General features: G+C 63.5%; 4 protein-coding genes and 1 pseudogene. 4 read left to right on the plus strand and 1 reads right to left on the minus strand.

The annotated features are described in order from the left end of the window. The 4 genes and pseudogenes from D769_RS20380 to D769_RS20395 form a co-directional block, all read left to right on the plus strand. Window positions 1-374 (plus strand): annotated as a pseudogene (locus D769_RS20380) (DNA polymerase III subunit delta'); the annotation flags it as partial. A gap of 105 nt (window positions 375-479) precedes the next feature. Beyond that, window positions 480-890: a PilZ domain-containing protein gene (locus D769_RS20385; RefSeq protein ID WP_040011166.1), complete on the plus strand. Its 411-nt coding sequence runs from the start codon at window positions 480-482 to the stop codon at window positions 888-890. A 164-nt stretch (window positions 891-1,054) separates the two neighbouring features. Continuing rightward, window positions 1,055-1,852, plus strand: coding sequence for a TatD family hydrolase (locus tag D769_RS20390; RefSeq protein WP_008648978.1), 798 nt, complete (start codon window positions 1,055-1,057; stop codon window positions 1,850-1,852). Beyond that, window positions 1,845-2,561, plus strand: coding sequence for an ankyrin repeat domain-containing protein (locus D769_RS20395; protein ID WP_035882698.1), 717 nt, complete (start codon window positions 1,845-1,847; stop codon window positions 2,559-2,561). Before D769_RS20390 ends, D769_RS20395 begins: the two co-directional genes overlap by 8 nt. Before the next feature lie 57 nt (window positions 2,562-2,618). Here D769_RS20395 and D769_RS30730 read toward each other — a convergent pair. Next, the coding region (locus D769_RS30730; RefSeq protein ID WP_008648982.1) for a hypothetical protein at window positions 2,619-3,378 on the minus strand (760 nt) is incomplete at its 5' end.

Here is a 3,378-nt window from a genome sequence, read left to right on the forward strand (position 1 = left end):
TGACCGCGCTGCACGCGGCCGAGGCCGAGGAACAGCCCTTGCAGCGCTGGCTGGTCGGCCAGCTCGGTAGCGCGGCTGCGCTCGATGCCCTGGCCGCCGCGGAGCAATTGCAGAAGCTGCCGGTTCCCGCCGTGCTCGGCACCCTGCAACGCTGGACGTACGATCTGCTGGCGCTCTGCCTGGGCACGGGTGCCGTGCGTTACTTTCCGAAGGAGCAGACGGCACTGACCCGCTGCGCCAGCGCAACCGACGCGCATCGGCTGCAGGCGTTCGCCGCGCGGCTGGTCGGACATCGCCGCAACGAGAACCATCCGTTGGCCGCGCGCCTCGTGATGGAGTCGGTGTTGCTCGATTACCGACAATTGTTCCGCTAGCGTGCGTCTCGCGGTAGGAATCGTGCCGCACACGTGGTACAAGTCGAACAAAGCAAATTTCAAATAGCCCGCACAAAGCGGGCAATGCTGCAATAAGGGGTCAAGATGAACACACCAGCCATAGCGGCGCCGACACGACCAGCGGTCGGTCCCGCCACGATTCCTAATCCCGCGACGACCGGCCGCCCGAACGTGTTGTCACTGTCGATCAAGGACCAGGCAGGGCTGTATGCGGCCTATATGCCGTTCCTGGCGCGAGGCGGGATCTTCGTGCCGTCGAACCGGCCGTTCAGGCTTGGGGAGCAGGTATTTCTGGTGCTGTCGCTGCTGGATCGCCCGCAGAAGTACCAGCTGCAAGGTACTGTCGCGTGGATCACGCCGGTCGGCACGCCGATGAAGACGCCAGGCGTGGGGGTACATCTCCCGGACGACGATATTGGCCGTTCGCTGAAGCGCGCGGTGGAAGAGATTCTTGGCAAGACGATTGAATCCGGGCGACCGACCCAGACCCTGTAGTTCATCTGGAGTTGCTGTGTTGCGCGAAGTATTAATCGCAATTTATTGTTATTTATGAGTTTTTTTGGTTTTGCCGCGGGTATCGTCATTCGATGCCGGGCCGGTGACCATGGCGTCGAGCGAGACCTGATGATCGCCCGGCGTCGGCTCGATTGAGATATCCCATGTTTGTAGATTCCCACTGCCATATCGATTTTCCCGAGCTGGCCGAAAGGCTGCCGCAGTTGCTCGAGAACATGCGGACCAATCAGGTGTCGCACGCCCTCTGCATCTCCGTGACGCTCGAGGACTTTCCGCGCGTGTTGGCGCTGGCCGAACAGCACCCGAACCTGTATGCCTCGGTCGGTGTGCATCCCGACTACGAAGAAGGTGCCGAAGAGCCGACACTCGAGCGGCTGGTCACGCTGTCGGCGCATCCGCGCGTGGTTGGTACTGGTGAGACCGGGCTGGACTACTACCGTCTCAACGGCCGCAGCATCGCGGACATGGAGTGGCAGCGCGAGCGGTTCCGCACCCATATTCGCGCGGCCCGCCAGACTGGCAAGCCGCTGATCATCCATACGCGATCCTCGGCGGACGACACGCTGCGGCTGATGCGCGAGGAAAACGCGGGTGAGGTTGGTGGCGTCATGCACTGCTTCACGGAGACGTGGGACATCGCCCGGCAGGCGCTGGACGAAGGCTTCCATATCTCGTTCTCGGGTATCGTCACGTTCAAGAGCGCGGCCGACCTGCAAGAAACCGCGAAGAAGGTCCCGCTCGACCGCATGCTGATCGAAACCGATTCGCCTTATCTTGCCCCCGTGCCGTACCGCGGCAAGACGAACGAGCCGGCCTGGGTGCGTCACGTGGGCGAGTTTATCGCCAAGCTGCGCGATGTTCCCGTGGAGACGATCGCAGAACAAACTACGGATAATTTTTTCCGCTTATTCAAGCACATAGACAGGAATGCTCATGCTTGACTTTAAGATCAGACGTGGGGTCGCCGCAATGGCCCTGATCTGCGCGGCTTGCGCCAGCGTGGCCGCTCCGGCCGACGATATGCGCAAGGCCGTCGAGTTCGATGACGCCAACACCGTGCAGAAGCTGCTGGCGCGTGGCGTGGATCCAAATCTGGTCGACAACCGGGGTGACCCGATGCTGGTGGTGGCGCTGCGCGAGAAATCGACCAAGGCGGCAACGGCGCTGATCAAGGCCAAGAACATCGACTTCGACAAGACCAATCCGGCGGGTGAGACTCCGCTGATGATGGCCAGCCTGCAGGGCGAACTGGACATGGTCAAGCTGATGGTCGACGGCATGGAGGCCGAGGTCAACAAGAAGGGCTGGGCGCCGCTGCACTACGCGGCCACGAATGGGCACAACGATGTCGTCAAGTATCTGGTCGACCATGCGGCCTACATCGATGCGGAAAGCCCGAATGGCACCACGCCGCTGATGATGGCCGCGCGCGGCGGGCATATCGATACCGTCAAGCTGCTGCTCGACGAAGGCGCGGACATGCGCCTGAAGAACCAGCAGAACATGACCGTGATCGACTTTGCCGAGCAGTACAACCAGAAAGAGATCGCCGACGGTCTCAAGTCGCGCTGGCAGAAGCTGTATGGCGCGGTGCCGCCGCCGGCACCGAAGCCGAAGCCCTGGACGCCGCCTGCCAGTCAGGCGAAGTAGTCAGGCTGTCAGGTAAGCAGTCGTTTCCAAACGCCGCCCATCCGGGCGGCGTTTGTATTATGGGAATTCGCGCTCGGTGATCGTGACCGACCGCGATTTCCCGGCTGCCGCATACAGCGTCAACACGTTGCGCCCGGCGCTGGTGCTGCCCGCCTCCCGCGTTTCCTCGAACACGAAGCGCTCCGACCGGTAGATCTCCCCGGTGTCCAGGCTCTGGTAGCGCACGTCATAGCTGCCCTGCGTGATCGCGTCCATCGTGAACGAAGACCCGACAGGAATGAATGTCGTCCGTACCGGCACCGGGGAGCCGCCGTTGACGGCCACGAGCTTGAGCAGCACGTCGGACGGACCGCGCGAGTTGTCGACGGTCAGCGTCGACAGGCCGCTTGTATTCAGCACCGGATATCCGGGCAGGTAGCCCGAATTGGTTGGCCAGGGCAGGCCACGCGGAGTCAGGCTCGGACGCAAATATTGGGCCTCGCGCGGCAGGTCAGCCGGGACGGGGGTGACGATTGACGCCGCCGCGGCCGGCTGGACGAGCGCCGCGCCTGGCTTGTCGACGGCCGGCTGAGTTGGCGTGGCCCAGTCTCCCAGCAGCACGACAATCGCGGCCCCGATGCCCGCATAGAGCAGGAGCGACCATTTCCTGGCCAGCGGCTCGCCCGGGCGCTGGCCGTCCTGTCGGGGTTTGCGTCGTTTTCTCTTGAAGGCGGAGTCGGCAGCGGACTGTCCGGGTGCGGCAGCTCCGGTGGCCCGTGCCGATGCCTGAGCAGACTGCGCCGGACGCGCGGGGCGCCCCTGTGGCCGTGGGGCCTGC

Source organism: Cupriavidus sp. HMR-1 (assembly GCF_000319775.1).
In the GTDB taxonomy this organism is placed as follows: Bacteria; Pseudomonadota; Gammaproteobacteria; order Burkholderiales; family Burkholderiaceae; genus Cupriavidus; species Cupriavidus metallidurans.